The sequence below is a fragment of the Streptomyces sp. NBC_00986 genome (assembly GCF_045162565.1).
Taxonomy (GTDB): domain Bacteria; phylum Actinomycetota; class Actinomycetes; order Streptomycetales; family Streptomycetaceae; genus Streptomyces.
Map to the genome: position 1 here is coordinate 2901406 of NZ_CP108733.1, position 14257 is coordinate 2915662.

Consider the following 14257-nt stretch of genomic DNA (forward strand, 5'->3'; position numbering starts at 1 on the left):
TCGAACAGCACCGCCGCAGCGACATGACATCGCCATCTTCGAGCGTCCAGGAAGCCCGCAGGGCTCTTGGTAAACGCCTGAGCGAAATCCGGCTCGAAGCCGGGCTCACCAAACGGGCGTTGGCCAACAGTCTCGGCTGGCACGAGTCGAAGTGTTCGCGCTTCGAGAGCGGCACACGTCCGCCCTCGGAGCGCGACCTTCGTGCGTGGGCCGCTGCCTGCGGTGCGGAGAGCGCGGCCGAGGATCTCATCTCGACAGCCCGCGGCATCGAGGGCATGTACGTCGAGTGGCGCAGGTTGGAGCGCACCGGCCTGAAGCAGGCCCAGGAGTCCGTCCTCCCCCTGTGGGAACGCACCCAGCGCTTCCGCTTCTACTCCCCGTGGCTCATTCCCGGCCCCGTGCAGACGGCCTCCTACATCACCGCACTGCTCACCTCAATTCGCAACCGCCGCGGCCTCATTGATGACGTACCGGCCGCCGTCAAGGTACGCGTGGAGAAGCAGCAGATCGTCTACGGCAACCACACGTTCGCGATCCTCCTGGAAGAGGGAGCACTCCGAAAACGCATAGGCGGAACGGAGGTGATGGCCGGGCAACTCGGCTATCTGCTCAGCGTTATGGCGCTGCCTTCGGTGAGCATCGGCATCATTCCTGAGGACGCCGACCGTTCCGGCCTCTGGCCCGTCGAAGGCTTCTTCCTGTACGACGACCACACGGTCCACGTCGAACTCGTCTCGGCTCACCTCGCCGTCACGCAGAAGCACGAACTTGCCATGTATGCCCAGACGTTCACGGAACTGGCCGAACTTGCCGTCTACGGCTCGGCGGCACGCGAAATCATCACGGCGGCCATCGAATCCCTGGGGTGAATGCCGGGCAAGTTCCGGCACACTCGTAGAGCCCTTCCCATCACCCTTCTTAGCGTTACTGACACGGCCGGAAACGCGTACTGAAGGGGCGAGACGGTGATCACTGTGGCAAGTAGCGGCAAGGCATCGAGAGCAACCGACAGCGCGGGAACCGAAGTTCTCCCCGTCGACGTCGAGACGATTTCGGAAAGCACCGAGGCAGCCCTCTCCATGCAGATGGCCACCTCCACCCGCAAGGACATGGACACCGCCCTGCCGAAGATCGTCGGACACCTCAACCTTCTACTCGGTGAGGACCTGGGGGCGGACGAGGACGACGACGTACGAGAGCTGTTCCGCAAGGGATATCGGCTCCTCGACCTGCAGAACCGTCCGACCGCGGAGACCCCGTCGTTCGGCGCCTTCATCTACCTCCGGGACGCCGCCGACGTCACGCGAAGGCTCCTGTGGATCTACACACAGCGCCACGGGCTCGGTGCCCCGTGAGTATCCGGGAGGACCAGATCGTCCGGGAGCTGTCCCACTACATCTACGCGCACCCTGACGAGCAGATGGCGCTGATGCCGGTCTACGACGCCGCCCGCGACCACGCACAGCGCGGGACCTGCACCCACAGCCGGCGCTGCCCCCTCGTGACGACGGGCGCGGTCATCGTCGACGAACACAATCGCGTCCTGTCCCTGCGGCACAACGGTGCCTTCGCCCTGGCAGAAGCGGAGCCGGAGGAGCAGGACGACTCGCTCGGAGGGGCGGCCCTGCGTCTGCTGGCCGAGGCGGTCGGCATCCGGGACGTGTGGACGGAACCCGACAGCGATGGCCCCTTCCTGATCGACGTGACCAGAGCGGGGCAACACAGGTACGGCCCCCGCCTCCGGATCGGCTTCAGATACCTCTTCCGGGCCCACTCCGGCGCCATCGCTCCGATGGTGATCGAAGCCGGCGCGGCGGCCTGGATGCCCCTTGGGGAGATCGGTATCCCGTCGGTCCGCGACCGCCTTCACGGCCACCTGGTCGGTGCCCCTTGAGCCCTCGGAACCAACAACTCTGCTACGTGGCAAGCCTCTTGGCACTCGGCGGTTCGATCCTCCTGGCCATCTGGAGAGGCTGAATGTACGAGCGCCGCACCACCGGACCAACCCTTGTGTCTCCTCCCCTCGGCACCATCCCCGGTTACAGGCAACCAAGCGATGTCCACGTAGGCGATTTCGTGTTCCTCGACGGGTTGTACCTGCGGGTCCGCGACATGAGGTCCGCTGGCACCGCGGGGCGCCGGGTTCTGATCTTCGACGGGCACTCCCCGTGGGTCATGAAGGAGTCGGCGACCACGTATCGGCCCGTCGAACTCCTCTGATCCCGGCCCCCATTCAGCCATCACGAGAACTGTCACCTCACGCCAGCGAGGAGCTTCGCCATGCGCTTCCGCAAGATCCACGGAGCGGGGAACGACTTCGTCCTGCTGTCCGACCCCGCGCCGGCCAGCGAGAAGGACTGGCCAAAGGAGGCCGAGCGCCTCTGCGCCAGACGAACCGGCGTAGGCGCAGACGGCCTCGTCATCAGCAGCCTGATCAGCATCAGCCCGGTCGTCCTCGAAGTCGGCTGCTTCAACGCCGACGGCTCGATCGCGACGATGTGCGGCAACGCTCTGCGGTGTACCGCCTGGGCCGCCCACCACGACCACGGCTTCCGCGAGATGAGCCTCCGCATGGCGGGGGTGATGCACAAGGCGATCGTGAGCAACGACTCCGTGTGGGTCACCGCCGAGATCGGCGCGGTCCATCCCCGACGAGTTCAGACCGTCATCAACGGCAAGCCGACCTGGTTCGACAGCGCCCACACCGGCACCGAACACGTCGTCGCCGTCGTAGACGACGTGGATGCCATCGACGCGGTACTCGTCGGACGCCTCATCCGCCACCACACCGACCTGGCCCCGCTGGGGACGAACGTCAACTTCGTACAGGCCGCCGGCCGCCAGGCGTTGAAGATCCGCACCTACGAGCGCGGCGTCGAGGCGGAAACCCTCTCGTGCGGAAGCGGAGCCGTCGCGGCCGTCGTCATCGCCGCCCTGCGCGGACTCGTGTCGCCGCGAACCGTCACCGTCCACAACCGCGCCGGGGAACCGCTCACGGTCCGGCCACATCCCGACCGACCAAAGCGAACGCACTGGGTCGGCGGACCGGTCACCAACACCTTCGAAGGGGTCCTCGCATGACTCAGTTCCTCACCTCCAGCTCTGACCTCGCGGTGCGCGAGGCCGCCCAGAACCTTCGCGACTGGCAGCGCGACCAAGAGGGGCTCGGTGTAGCCCTCGTCTACGGGCCGGTGTCAGCGGAAGACCGGCTGTACCACGCGAAGTGCCCCGTGGACCAGCGTTCCGTGACCGCCCTGTCCGAGGCCCTCGACGACATCGGCGCCCGCTGGAAAGTACTGAACCCCTGCGAGCCGGACTTCATCACGGAGTTGGCCGGTTACGACGTGGCCCTCTCGAACCTTCACGGACCGTACGGAGAGGACGGGAGGCTCCAGGGCCTGCTCGACTATCTTCGCGTGCCGTACTGCGGCAGCGGAGTCGCAGCATCCGCGGTGGCCGCCGACAAGATCCTCTGCAAGCGGGTGATGCTGAGCCTCGGCGTCCCCACGCCCGGGTGGTGGGTGTGGTCCGGCGGGCCGATGCAGTGGAACGGGCGGGCCGCGATGGTCAAACCACCCTTCGGTGGCTCCAGCGTGGGCATGAGCCTTGTGCGCGAACAGGCAGAGCTTCCCCAGGCGTTGGCGGACGCGGCCAGCGAAGAAGGCGATGCCGTATTGGTCGAGGACTATCTGACCGGCGTACCGCTGACCCTGGGGCTCCTCGAACTCCCTGAAAGCGCGGTCGTGGTGTTCCCTCCGCTGGCCACCGAGACGACTGACGCGGAGTTCTACGACGCCGACACCAAGCTCGACGTGGACTCCAGGGGCACCGTGGCCGTGCGGGCCGCCGAGTTGTCGCCGGAGGTGCTGGCCAAAGTCACCGAGTGCGCCACGACGCTGTGGGACGGACTCGGGTTGCGTGGTTCGGCGCGCGTCGACTTCATCCTCGCCGAGGACGACGAGCCGTACGTGCTGGAGGTCAACAGCACTCCGGGCATGTCCCGTAACAGCAACTTCGTGGTGGGCGCCGCGATGGTCGGACTCACGCACACGGATGTCGTAGTGGCCATGCTGCACGAGGCGTTGACCCGCCCGCCCTACGATGTTCCCCTGCCCACTCCCGCGTTCTCCAGCACCACGCTGACCCGGGAGGCTGCCGTCTCACCGTAGGAGCCCGCCCGCTGTGTCGCGCGTCCACGATGTCCCCATGTGCCGACAGCTCATCGACCCCACGGAATGGGATCTGCACGGAGGCTGGGCACTCGGGGACAGAGTGGAATGGTCCAACCGGGCGTGCGGCCTGGCATCTCTGAGGATGATCCTGCTCGCTTACGGGCACGAGGCACCCACGGTGACGGAACTGCTGAAACTCGCGGTCAAGAACGAGGTTCTGACCCCGCGTGGGGCGCTCCACGCGGGGATCGCGAGCCTGGCCACCGACCTCGGCGTCCCTGCGATTGCGGAGCCCGTACCGGTCGAAGAGCTACTCGGCCGCCTTGATGACGCACCCGTCATCGTGTCCGTCACCGAGCAACTCCCTGACGACGGACGCTCCGGAGGCCACCTCGTCATCCTTCGCGGCTACGAGGACGGCCCCGACCCGACGGTCTTCATCCGGGACCCATCGGCCTGGGGCCAGACTCACGATCGAGTTCCCCTGAGTCGTCTGTCCCCTTCCTACGCTGGCCGCGCGATCACCTTCGCGCCCCTGAACAACGGAGAATCCTGATGCCCGAGACAGACGGCGAGACGACCGAGGCCGCAGGCGGCCGGAGGATCGCCGTACTCGGAGAAATGCTGGAGCTGGGCGACGAAGCCGTGGAAGCTCACCGCGCGGTCGGGCGCATGGCAGCCGAGAACGGTGTCGATCTCCTCGTAGCGGTCGGCGACACACTCGCCAAGCAACTCGCCCTCGCGGCGGGCGCGGCAGGCGTGCCGGACATCGCGATGGTCGGCGACAACGGCACCGCCGCCGCCTACCTGGCGTCCATCCTCCGCCCCGGCGACGTCGTGCTCGTGAAGGCGTCCCGCGGCGGCCAGCTCTGGCAGATCGCCCAAGCACTCACCGGACAACCCGTCACCGGCCTATGAACAGCCGTCAGCCTCCTGGCTCGCCAGCGCTGGTCGCACGGATTATCTCCACTGTCGTGGGCGTGCTTGGAACGAAGCCGGTTCTTGCGGATGTGGACGTAGCCCGCATCCAGGTCGACGTCTGCCCAGTGGAGCCCGAGCACCTCCGCTTGGCGGAGGCCGAGCGCCAAGGCCACGACCCATCGGTCGACGACAGCAACACTCGCAGACTCACGAGCGCCCCTCAGGGGTTGGTTTGAATGTCGACGCCCTCACGTTTCGCCCATGCACTGATCATGTCGTGAAACCGGCGTCCCCAACCTGGCAGGTTGATCTTGCCGTCGTGGGTGAGCTGTTCGGCCTCGACAACCCCGAAGCGCTGATAACAGTCGGCGAGCAGGCTGGCGGCGGCCTGCACCAGAAGGCTTGCGTCGTCGGCGGCACCGAGCAGGAGACCGGTCTGGCCGGCGGCCAGTTGTTGCTCGGTGGAGCTGAAGACCATGTGTGCCGTGCTGCCGCGATCGCTGGCCAGTCCGCAAGCCCGGCTGTTGCCGACGCTCAAGGTCAGACGGGCAGTTGCAGTACCAGAGGCTCCTGCACGGGTTGCACTGTGCCGGGTCAGGTACTGCAGGATGGCCAAGACGTTCATCACCACGTGGTCGCTGTGCCAGCTCTGAGCGAGGTTGGGGAGTGCTTCATCGCCGCCGCCGAAAGCACCCACGAGTGGCCCTTCGGTAGCCCAGGCCGCTGAGCCGTCCCCGTGGAAGTGCGCCACGTGGCGGGAGCGGGACTCACCGGTCGAGGCGATGAAGCGGCGCGGCCCCACGCCGAAGGACAAGAACACGTCCCGGCCGTAGAAGGGCATCTCGGCCTGGGCCAGTTCACGGCGGAAGGCATGGAAGGTGGCGCTGTCGATGGGGAACGCGCCAGGAAGATCGGGGACGAGGGTCAGGGCCATCCTGGGGCCGGGCCGCGAACGGCTATCGGTGGCGATGGCTTCGTGGTTGGCCATCAGGATCCCCTGACGGCCGGCGGCCAGGCTGATGGAGGCGGCGATGGCACGTTTGACCTGAGTGAGATTCATGTAGGCGGTGTTGTTGTCGTTGCGGTACGGAAAACGCAGGGTGTGATCACGGGCATCCTTGAGGCCCATGACGGCATGCGGGCCCCTGGCACTAGGCGGCACCGATATGACCACCAGTCCCTGCGGCGAGGGCGCTGATGGATCTTCGGGAATGAAGTGGATGTCGCACTCCACTAGCGGGTCCAGGCGCCATACCAGCGCTTCGCGGTAGTTCTTGCGGAGCTGATCGGTCAGCGGCTCAGGGTTGGCACGGACAGGGACCGAGGTGGCACGGTCCTCCTGCAGGCCGAGGATCAACGTGCCTCCGGATGCGTTGGCCAGGGCCGCCACATCCTTGGCCAACTCAGCCTGCCACTCCGGCTTCCTCTCGTACTGCTTGCCCTTGTAGTCGACGTCTGTGCTCTCCGCAGCGCTCGGGTTTCTGACCAGCGTCAGGTACTGCGCGTAGGTGGCGGCACCTGGAGTCGTGCCGAGCAGAGTCCGCAGACGTGCATCAAACATTCCCAGACCGTAGCTCCCAAAGCGGCCGGAGTGCCCGCGAGTTCATAGCTTTCGCCCTTAGCCGTGCTTTGCAAGCACCGCGGCCAGAGCCCAGGATGGCCCTCCCTGCCGTTACAGCCACCCCACACGGAAGGCGAATTGGCATGGGCAACCGCGTCGCCCTTCACCGCAGCAACAGTCCAGCCTCGCTTAGCTGCTGCGGCGAATCGCGGTCGTACCGCTTCCCTGGCCAGCCTCCCTGATCTCTAGCGGATGTCGAGGGCGAGCCCTCGGCCCGCGACTTAAGCCTTGGACCTCTTCGTTGCTGCACGAGCCGAATCCGCGTTGGCAGTCGCGTTAAGCCGGGCCAGATGCGCGCGCTGGGAGACTTCGCCGCCGAAAGAGGACCAGCCGTACAGAGACGCAAGCAGTTCGGCTGTGACAGCTGCCGCTGCCGTCAAGCCAGCCATGCCCCGGGACATGGACGCAGGGGGCCTGGCAACCAACCGGCCTCGGCTTTGTGTAGCCGTGATGGCACATTGTTCCGACCAGAGCTCGAAGACCTGGGCGAGACGGGCGAAGAAGGCGGCTGCCATGGCCAGACCAATATAGAAGGCGCCAAGCCCTACTCCGATGCGTGCAGCAACGCCCGGATTAGGTTCATGGTCGGTCCAAGGCCAACCCATGACCGCATAGACGACGGCCAGACCAGCCGAAGCGGCAATCCACGCAGACCCGATCAGAGCCTCTAGGACACCCTCGTAGTCATCCTCATCCTCCTCGTCATCCTGCTGGGGCCGGCGTTTAGTCGGCGCCGGATCGCCGGACGTCTTCTTCCCGTAGGGCGGGAGAACGACCTGCCAAAGGCCACCGTGAACGTCACCGCCTACAAACGTGCCCGGGCCATGATTGTGCTGTTCCCGGTGCTCAGCGTCCGCCATCTGACGCCCCGCCGTAGTTGAAGGTCATGCCACCGTGGACGTCGCCACCGATGAACGTTCCTGTTCCGGTGTTGTGCTGGTTCCAGACCTTCGAGACCGACGGGGTGGGCACCGCGAGTTCGTCCACCTCGCTCAGGGCGTCCCGGTGCTGGGCAAGGTATCGAGCGATGAGCTGCGCCCAGACGGTCTCTGCGAGGGCCCGAGTCTCTGGAGCGGGCGAAGTGAGCTGCGCAGCAGTGTCATCCACTGCCTGAGTAGCCGCCCTCTGCTGCTCCGGAGTGGCCCGGCGGAAGAAGTGCGCGACCTTCAGACGCATCTTCTCGGCGCCCGACGTGGCTATGGCCGCGACAAGCGTGCCGGCTGCGCCAGTGGCAACAGCCATTAATTCGGCGTCGTACATGATCGAGATGTCTCCCCGTTCGTGGTGACTTGCCCCAGGAGAACCTACCGGGCACCACTGACACTCCGAGGGGACAATCCGCATACGCAGACTCCGACACGGCCACGCAGCCAGCCGGGCGACACCGGCTCCCGATCGGCACGTCGCATGGGCTCGGATATAGCGTCTGACCAGGTAGAACATGGGTACTTTGGTCTCAGTTCTGGTCTCATTCACCCCCGTCCGGCGCCGTCCAGGAGCGCGACCAACACCCGCTCCACCCCAGGTCAGAACACCCCCGCCCCCACCGAACCCCCCGACGAAGACTTGGAAAGCGTGTTGGGGGGTAACCCCTCACGAACTCAGACGATCAACGCGTACAACTACGTGGACGCTCAGCCTGCGGACCTTCCCGGAATCACGGTCCTTGTCCTGCTTCCGGTCCTTCTTGACGACTCCAGATTCACTGACCTTGTTCATGACGTAACGCCGATCGGGCTGCCGGCGTTGGCCGTCGACCACAACGGCTGATCCGGTTTTGAATCTCCCGGAGGAGGGGCGAGGCGGGAGCGCACTGCTCGGCCCGCCTCACACCGCGTTCAGCCGCGCAGCGAGCTGCGCTCTGGCGGTGATGTCGAGTTTGGGGAAGATCCGGTAGAGGTGCGATGCCACCGTGCGCGGGGACAGGTAGAGCCGTTCGCCGATCTCGCGGTTGGACAGGCCGTCCGCCGCGAGTCGGGCGATCTGGAGTTCCTGCGGCGAGAGCACGATCCCCGCCGACTGCTCCCTCGACGCGGTGCGTTCGCCGGCCGCCCGAAGTTCGGTGCGAGCCTGGTCTCCCCAAGTACGCGCTCCGATCAGGTCGAAGGTCGTCAGAGCCGTTCGGAGCGGGACGCGTGATTCGGCCACGCGCCGCTGTCTGCGCAGCCACATCCCATAGGCGAGTTCGATGCGCGCCTTCGTCCACGGCCAGCGGATCAGATCCTGGGCGAGTGCTGTCGTGTACAACACCTCGGCCTGGTCGTCCTCGGCCAACACTGCTCTGGCATAGGAGAGTTGGACGTGCAGGGTGGTCGACGAGGTCACGGCGGCCTCTTCTTCGAGGCCGGCGACAACCGCCGCGGCGTCCTCGCCGCGTTCGGCGCGTGCGGCGGCCTCGGCCAGGAACATCACGCCGTGGAACCGCTCGGTGGCGTGGTAGCAGGGGTCGCGCGGGTCGAACAGCCGCCGCAGCTCGTCGTAGGCCCTGGCGGGCTGGCCGGCGCTCAACCAGCCGATGCCGCGCGCCAGTTGGACACAGGCCAGGAGGTTGTTCAGCCGTCGGCCGCCGGCGGTCTCCTCGGCCTGTCCGGCGAGCCGCTGGGCCCGTTCGTTGTCGCCGTGCAGTGCCGCGGTGATCGCGCGGAGGGACAGGGTGCCTGTGTCCCAGATGAGTTGGCCGGTCTCGCGGGCGAGATGGGAGCCCTCCTCGGCGGCGGACACGGCCCGGTCCCATTCGCCCAGTTCGAGGCGGCTCACCAGCCCCATGGTGAGTACGTGGGACAGCAGCCCGAGGCGGCCTTGTCCGCGCAGTTTCGTCTCGGCCCGGTCGAGGAACTCCAGGCTGACGACCGGCGACCCGATCGCATGGGCGGCCATACCCAGCAGCCGTAGGGAGTCGGGGGCAGTGACCGTTGCCACGGTGGCGTTCGAGAGCATCTCCGCTACTCGGGACGACCGTAGAACCGGTTCCGCGACGGCGAGAGTCGCGATGAGGCGTGGGTCGTGGCCGACGCCGTCGAGCCCCTCGGCCACCGTCACGACCCGAGCCCGTGCGGCCGGGCCGGTGTCGGCCCACCAGCAGCGCAGCGCCGCGCCCAGCAGCAGGTTGAGTGCGAGGTCGTTGTCACCGGCCTGCGCGGAGCGTTGGGCGATGTCGCACAGCTCCAGCACCCTGGCGGCATCGCCCGGTACACCGTCGTCGAAGATCTCGCGCAGCCACTCCATCCGTGCCCGGTCCAGCGCGGACAGCGCGTTGCGGGCCGCCACCCCGAGCAGCCGGTCCACGAGGTCGGCGCGGCCGAGTTCGAAGGCGTACTCGGCCGCCAGCAGGAGGCGGCGGCCTCGGACCGAGGAGTCGCCGGTCAGTTGGGCCGACCGTTCGAGCGCCGAGATCGCGGCTGTGACCGAGCCGCGGCGCACGCTGATCACGTGGTTCTCTTCGAGTTCGTCGGCCACCTCGTCGTCGGGGCCCACGACCGCCTGGGCCCGGTGCCAGGTACGGCGGTAGGGCTGGTCAGTGAGTACCTCGGCGAGCGCGGCGTTGGCCGCGAGCCGGCGTTGCACCGGCTCGGTCTGAAGGACCCCCGAGCGCACCAGAGGATGCCGGAAGGCGACGCTCGTCTCGTCGAGGCGGATCAGCCCGGCCCCGGCGGCGGCGTCGAGGGCGTCGACCGTCACACGACGGCCGGACATGACCGAGGCCGCCGCCAGGATTTCCGGGAGGGTGTTCTCGTAGTCGACGGAGGCGATGAGCAGCACGTCTCGGGTGAGCTGGGGCAGCTCGGTCAGCCGTCCGACGAAGGCTTTCTCCAGCCGTGCGTTCAGCGGCAGGTGCGCCGGGACCGACTCCACCGCCGGAGTCGAGGCCGAGCGCAGGGCCGACGGCAGCTCGACGAGGGCCAGCGGGTTTCCGTCCGCCTGCCGCAGGATCCTGATCCGGTCGGCCGCGCTCAGGCCGGTGGCGGTGACGTCGAGGAGTCGACGTGCCGCGCTGTCGTCCAGGCCGCCGAGGTTCAGCTCGGGCAGGCCCATGGCGGTCAATGGGCCGGTGTGCCCTTTGCGTATTCCTCCGACGATGACGATCGGGTCGCTGCCGACACGGCGGGCCACGAACGCCAGGCCCTCGTGGCTGGGTCGGTCCAGCCACTGGACGTCGTCGACGAGGACTGCCACGGGGTGCCCGGTCGCCACCTCGGCGAGCAGGTTCAGTACGGCCAGGGCGATCAGAAAGGCATCTGGGGGCGGTCCCTCCTCGACACCGAACGCCGACAGAAGTGCTCTGCGCTGCACGGGAGGCAGGTTGTCGGCATGGCCCAGGACGGGTCTCAGTAGTTGGTGGAGGGCGGCGAAGGGCAGTTGTGCCTCGACCTCCATGCCCGTGACCTGGAGTACCTCGAACCCGCGACCGCGGGCGTGGGCGGCCGTGGCACGCAGCAGGCTCGACTTGCCGATGCCCGCCTCGCCGACCAGAACGATCGCGTCACCCTGCTCGGGAGCCCGGGAGATCAGGCCCGACAGCGCATCCAGCTCGGCACGGCGGCCGAACAGTTCCGCCGCGGTCATCTCTGTCGACATGGCACGAGTCCTCAGACCTACCCGTCAGGCATGGACGACCATGGCCTGCTTCCCGTCCGCACGTCCGACTTCCCGCCGTCTGTCGCACCCACGGCACGCCGGACGCCACCGGACCCCGGCTGGTCTCAAATTACTGCATCGGCCCGGCTCACGCCGATCACCCGCGGCTCCCCCCGGTGGTCCGGACGACCCCGAAGGCGCAGTCACGTGACTGAAGCCGACTGCCACGCGCCGGTCCTAGCGTCGGTACATCCGACGGAAGGAAGACCATGTCTCCTCACCTGCGGCGATCCGTCGCCGTGATCCGGAAGCGTCGCGCCGTGACCGCCGCCGCGGGCGCCCTCGTGCTGGTGTTTGCCGGCACCGCCACGGCCTCCGCCACACACACGAACGCGGACAGCGCCGCCGCCGGCAGCAAACCGACGATCGTGTTCGTCCACGGCGCCTTCGCCGACTCCAGCGGATGGAACGCCGAGGTCTCGGCGCTACAGCGGCTGGGCTATCCGGTGATCGCCGCGGCAGACCCGCTGCGCGGCCTGACCAGCGACGCCGACTACGTCCGCTCGATCCTGAAGACGATCAACGGCCCCATCGTGCTGGTCGGCCACTCGTACGGCGGAGCCGTCGTCACCAATGCCGCTCGCGGCGTCCCGGACGTCCGGGCGCTCGTGTACGTCGGCGCGTACGTCCCGGACCAGGGCGAGAGCATCGCCACGGTGCTCGACCCGGCCACCTACCCCGGATCCCTGCTCGGGAAGGACACGACGGACGTACGGCCGTTCCCGAACCCGGCGGCGCCGGGCGGCACGGACGCCGACATCTACATCAAGCCCGCCGACTTCCGGTCGGTGTTCGCCGCCGATGTGTCCGCGCGTACGGCCGCGCAGATGGCCGCGACCCAGCGCCCGCTGTCGCTGACCGCCGAGACCCAGGTCTCGGGAGCACCCGCGTGGAAGACGATCCCGAGCTGGGACCTGATCACGCTCAACGACAAGGCCATTCCGCCGGCCGGGCAGCGATTCATGGCGCGGCGAGCGCATGCTCATGTCGAGACCGTCGGCTCGTCACACGCGGTGATGGTGTCGCATCCCGACGCGGTGGTCAGCATCGTGCTCGACGCCGCCAGGCACTCCGGCTGACCGGCATGTGTGATGTGCGAGAGGGAGAGGAGAGCACACGATGGATCTCGGACTGAACGGACAGGTGGCCGTGGTCACCGGTGCCAGCAGGGGGATCGGGCTGGCGGTCGTACGGGCGCTGATCGCTGAGGGGGTCACGGTCCACGCCGGGGCCCGGCACTCCTCGCCCGAACTGGAGGAACTGGCCGCGACGGGGAACGTGCGGGTCGTACCGGTCGACCTGGGCGAGGCGTCAGGACCCGCGCGGCTCGTCGAGGCCGCGGGTGACCGGATCGACATCCTCGTCAACAACGTGGGATCGGCCCCGGCCCGTACCGGAGGATTCCTCTCGGTCACCGACGAGGAATGGCTCACCACCCTCAACCTCAACCTGATGGCGGCCGTCCGTACGACCCGCAGCGCCCTGCCGGTAATGCTCGCCCAGGGACGCGGATCGATCGTGAACATCTGCTCCGTCAACGCGGCGCTCCCCGACCCGGCGGTCATCGACTACAGCGCCTCCAAGGCGGCCCTCGCGGGCTTCTCCAAGGCCCTGTCCAAAGAGGTCGGCCCGAAGGGGATCCGCGTCAACACCGTCAGCCCGGGACCGGTCGAGACCGATCTCTGGTTCGGGGAGGGCGGGGTCGCCGCGACGGTCTCCGAGGCGACCGGCATGAAACCCCAGGACGTCATCGACAACGCCGCGCGGACCACGGTGACCGGCCGCTTCTCCCGGCCCGCCGAGATCGCCGACGTGGTCCTGCTGCTGGCCGCCGACCGGACGGCGAACGTCACCGGCGCCGACATCACCGTCGACGGAGGCTTCATCCCCACCTGGTGAGCACACCGGCGGGCGCCCCCACCCCACCCGAGGAGTGATCGAACCATGAACGCCATGCGTGCCGTACGAGCCCACGAACGAGGCGGACCCGAGCAGTTGACGTACGAGTCGGCTCCGCGTCCCGAACCGGCCCCCGGCGAGGTCCTGGTCGCGGTGCGCGCCGCGTCCATCACCTCCGGCGAACTCGACTGGGACGCCAGCTGGACCGACAGCTTCGACGGGACGGGGCGCGACCGCACGCCGGTCGTCCCCTCCCACGAGGTCTCGGGAGTCGTGTCCGCGCTCGGCACCGGGGTGACCGGCCTCGCTGTGGGTGACGAGGTCTACGGCCTGATCCCCTTCACCCGCGACGGAGCAGCCGCCGAGTACGTCACCGTCCCCGCGGACGTCCTCGCCGCCAAACCCACCCGGTTGGACCACGACAGCGCGGCGGCCGTCCCCCTCGCGGCACTCACGGCCTGGCAGGGACTGGTCGGGCACGCCGAACTGGCGCCTGGCCAGCACGTGTTGATCCACGGTGGCGCCGGAGGCGTCGGTTCCTTCGCCGTCCAGATCGCCAGGGCCCGGGGCGCCCGGGTGACGACCACCGCCCTGCCGCAGGACCGGGAGTTCGTCACTCAACTCGGCGCCGACCACGTCGTCGACTACAGCACCGAACGTTTCGAGGACCAACTCGCCGATGTCGACGTCGTGTTCGACGCGGTCGGCGGCGAGACCCAGGCCCGCTCCTGGGCCGTACTGCGCCCCGGCGGCACCCTCGTCAGCATCGTCCAGCCGCCGAACCCGGAAGCGGCCTCGGCCGCCAAGGGCCAGGGCGTCTTCTTCGTCGTCGAGCCGGACCGCGCCGGCCTCGATGCCATCACCGAGCTGATCGACGACGGCCGGCTCGCCCCGGCAGTGGACCGGGTCGTACCGCTGGCGGAGACACCGGCCGCGTACGAGGCGCTCGGCAAGGAGCACCGGCGCGGCAAGATCGTGCTGCACGTGGGAGACGGCGGCTGACTCGCGT

Annotated in this window: 13 protein-coding genes; 10 read left to right on the forward strand and 3 right to left on the reverse strand. The window is 68.0% G+C overall.

What is annotated here, in order from left to right:
• Nucleotides 1-23 precede the first annotated feature (23 nt).
• The 7 genes from OG504_RS12675 (at nt 24) to OG504_RS12705 (ending at nt 5090) form a co-directional block, all read left to right on the forward strand.
• Nucleotides 24-869 (forward strand): helix-turn-helix domain-containing protein, encoded by an 846-nt coding sequence (locus tag OG504_RS12675; RefSeq protein ID WP_398851162.1) that lies wholly within the window; start codon nt 24-26, stop codon nt 867-869.
• A gap of 96 nt (nt 870-965) precedes the next feature.
• Complete coding sequence (locus OG504_RS12680) at nt 966-1355, forward strand: hypothetical protein (RefSeq protein ID WP_398851163.1); 390 nt, start codon at nt 966-968, stop codon at nt 1353-1355.
• Nucleotides 1352-1894 (forward strand): NUDIX hydrolase, encoded by a 543-nt coding sequence (locus tag OG504_RS12685; protein WP_398851164.1) that lies wholly within the window; start codon nt 1352-1354, stop codon nt 1892-1894. Before OG504_RS12680 ends, OG504_RS12685 begins: the two co-directional genes overlap by 4 nt.
• Nucleotides 1895-2280: 386 nt before the next feature.
• On the forward strand, nt 2281-3081 hold the full coding sequence (gene dapF, locus OG504_RS12690; protein WP_405989910.1) for a diaminopimelate epimerase: 801 nt from the start codon (nt 2281-2283) through the stop codon (nt 3079-3081).
• Nucleotides 3078-4169 carry an ATP-grasp domain-containing protein gene (locus tag OG504_RS12695; RefSeq protein WP_405989911.1) on the forward strand — a complete coding sequence of 364 codons (1092 nt, stop codon included), beginning with the start codon at nt 3078-3080 and terminating at the stop codon, nt 4167-4169. Before dapF ends, OG504_RS12695 begins: the two co-directional genes overlap by 4 nt.
• Before the next feature lie 37 nt (nt 4170-4206).
• Nucleotides 4207-4728, forward strand: coding sequence for a C39 family peptidase (locus tag OG504_RS12700; RefSeq protein ID WP_405989912.1), 522 nt, complete (start codon nt 4207-4209; stop codon nt 4726-4728).
• Nucleotides 4728-5090: a glutamate ligase domain-containing protein gene (locus OG504_RS12705; protein WP_398851168.1), complete on the forward strand. Its 363-nt coding sequence runs from the start codon at nt 4728-4730 to the stop codon at nt 5088-5090. Before OG504_RS12700 ends, OG504_RS12705 begins: the two co-directional genes overlap by 1 nt.
• Nucleotides 5091-5313: 223 nt before the next feature.
• Here OG504_RS12705 and OG504_RS12710 read toward each other — a convergent pair whose 3' ends face one another.
• From OG504_RS12710 to OG504_RS12720, 3 genes are all read right to left on the reverse strand, one after another.
• Complete coding sequence (locus tag OG504_RS12710) at nt 5314-6654, reverse strand: helix-turn-helix domain-containing protein (protein WP_405989913.1); 1341 nt, start codon at nt 6652-6654, stop codon at nt 5314-5316.
• A 906-nt stretch (nt 6655-7560) separates the two neighbouring features.
• Complete coding sequence (locus OG504_RS12715; protein WP_398851170.1) at nt 7561-7974, reverse strand: hypothetical protein; 414 nt, start codon at nt 7972-7974, stop codon at nt 7561-7563.
• Between the two features lie 567 nt (nt 7975-8541).
• Complete coding sequence (locus OG504_RS12720; protein WP_405989914.1) at nt 8542-11289, reverse strand: AAA family ATPase; 2748 nt, start codon at nt 11287-11289, stop codon at nt 8542-8544.
• A 269-nt stretch (nt 11290-11558) separates the two neighbouring features.
• Between OG504_RS12720 and OG504_RS12725 the strand changes: the two genes are divergently transcribed.
• The 3 genes from OG504_RS12725 to OG504_RS12735 are packed head-to-tail and all read left to right on the forward strand — an operon-like array spanning nt 11559 to nt 14250.
• On the forward strand, nt 11559-12428 hold the full coding sequence (locus OG504_RS12725; protein WP_405989915.1) for an alpha/beta fold hydrolase: 870 nt from the start codon (nt 11559-11561) through the stop codon (nt 12426-12428).
• 40 nt (nt 12429-12468) lie between these two features.
• A complete protein-coding gene (locus OG504_RS12730; RefSeq protein ID WP_405989916.1) occupies nt 12469-13248 on the forward strand; it encodes an SDR family NAD(P)-dependent oxidoreductase in 780 nt (259 codons plus the stop codon).
• Between the two features lie 45 nt (nt 13249-13293).
• Nucleotides 13294-14250, forward strand: a complete 957-nt coding sequence (locus tag OG504_RS12735) for an NADP-dependent oxidoreductase (protein ID WP_405989917.1) — start codon at nt 13294-13296, stop codon at nt 14248-14250.
• The last annotated feature ends 7 nt before the right edge of the window (nt 14251-14257 follow it).

What these genes read in the sequence shown, in the direction of transcription:
- OG504_RS12675 (WP_398851162.1), top strand. Translation starts at nt 24, where the DNA reads ATGACATCGCCATCTTCGAGCGTCCAGGAAGCCCGCAGGGCTCTTGGT.
- dapF (WP_405989910.1), top strand. Translation starts at nt 2,281, where the DNA reads ATGCGCTTCCGCAAGATCCACGGAGCGGGGAACGACTTCGTCCTGCTG.
- OG504_RS12695 (WP_405989911.1), top strand. Translation starts at nt 3,078, where the DNA reads ATGACTCAGTTCCTCACCTCCAGCTCTGACCTCGCGGTGCGCGAGGCC.
- OG504_RS12700 (WP_405989912.1), top strand. Translation starts at nt 4,207, where the DNA reads ATGTGCCGACAGCTCATCGACCCCACGGAATGGGATCTGCACGGAGGC.
- OG504_RS12705 (WP_398851168.1), top strand. Translation starts at nt 4,728, where the DNA reads ATGCCCGAGACAGACGGCGAGACGACCGAGGCCGCAGGCGGCCGGAGG.
- OG504_RS12710 (WP_405989913.1), bottom strand. Translation starts at nt 6,654, where the DNA reads ATGTTTGATGCACGTCTGCGGACTCTGCTCGGCACGACTCCAGGTGCC.
- OG504_RS12715 (WP_398851170.1), bottom strand. Translation starts at nt 7,974, where the DNA reads ATGTACGACGCCGAATTAATGGCTGTTGCCACTGGCGCAGCCGGCACG.
- OG504_RS12720 (WP_405989914.1), bottom strand. Translation starts at nt 11,289, where the DNA reads ATGTCGACAGAGATGACCGCGGCGGAACTGTTCGGCCGCCGTGCCGAG.
- OG504_RS12725 (WP_405989915.1), top strand. Translation starts at nt 11,559, where the DNA reads ATGTCTCCTCACCTGCGGCGATCCGTCGCCGTGATCCGGAAGCGTCGC.
- OG504_RS12730 (WP_405989916.1), top strand. Translation starts at nt 12,469, where the DNA reads ATGGATCTCGGACTGAACGGACAGGTGGCCGTGGTCACCGGTGCCAGC.
- OG504_RS12735 (WP_405989917.1), top strand. Translation starts at nt 13,294, where the DNA reads ATGAACGCCATGCGTGCCGTACGAGCCCACGAACGAGGCGGACCCGAG.